The sequence below is a fragment of the Stenotrophomonas sp. 05L413 genome, from assembly GCF_056397945.1.
Genome location: NZ_JBFTOL010000016.1, coordinates 1 through 619, shown reverse-complemented (window position 1 = coordinate 619; position 619 = coordinate 1). Strand labels below are relative to the sequence as shown.

At 68.8% G+C, this 619-nt stretch carries 1 protein-coding gene; it reads right to left on the bottom strand.

From position 1 onward, the window contains the following. Positions 1-80 precede the first annotated feature (80 nt). A partial coding sequence (locus AC1DIQ_RS18945; RefSeq protein WP_478050599.1) for a DMT family transporter occupies positions 81-619 on the bottom strand: 539 nt, incomplete at its 5' end.

Genomic DNA, 619 nt, shown 5'->3' with positions numbered 1-619 from the left:
GTCCTGCACGGCCTGACGGCCACGCCGCTGATGGCCTTCCATCAACGGCTGGGGCGCTAGCCAGCACCCTTCAGCGTCATTCAGCGCCGCTGCGCCAGCCCGATGCCTGCGGCGATGGTGAGCAGCCCCACGCCGTGATACCAGTGGGGCGACTCGCCGAGCAGCAGCGTGGAGAGCAGGGCGGCGAACACCGGCGTCAGCGTGATGAAGAACACCGGCAACTGCGCGCCGGCCCGTGCGATGGCGCGGTCCCAGGCGAAGTAGGCCAGCAGCGAGGGAATCGTCGACACATAAAGCAGGATGCCCATCACCTTGCCGTTCCAGGGGATGGGCGTCGACAGCGTCATCAATTCCCACGCCGTGACGGGCACGCTGGCCACCACGCCGGTGACGATCTGCGCGAACAGCAGCACCGGCAGCGGCAGGTCCGGGCGATGCTTGCGCAGCAGCCAGGTATAGGCGCTCCAGGCGATGGTCGCCGCAAGCATGTACAGGTCGCCGGGCACGAAGTCGAGCTGCGCCAGCCGCCCCAACTCCCCGCGCACCAGCACGAAAGACACCCCCACCAGACACAGCAGCGCCCCCGCCACAGCCCACGGCCGCATGCGCTCCCCGAAGA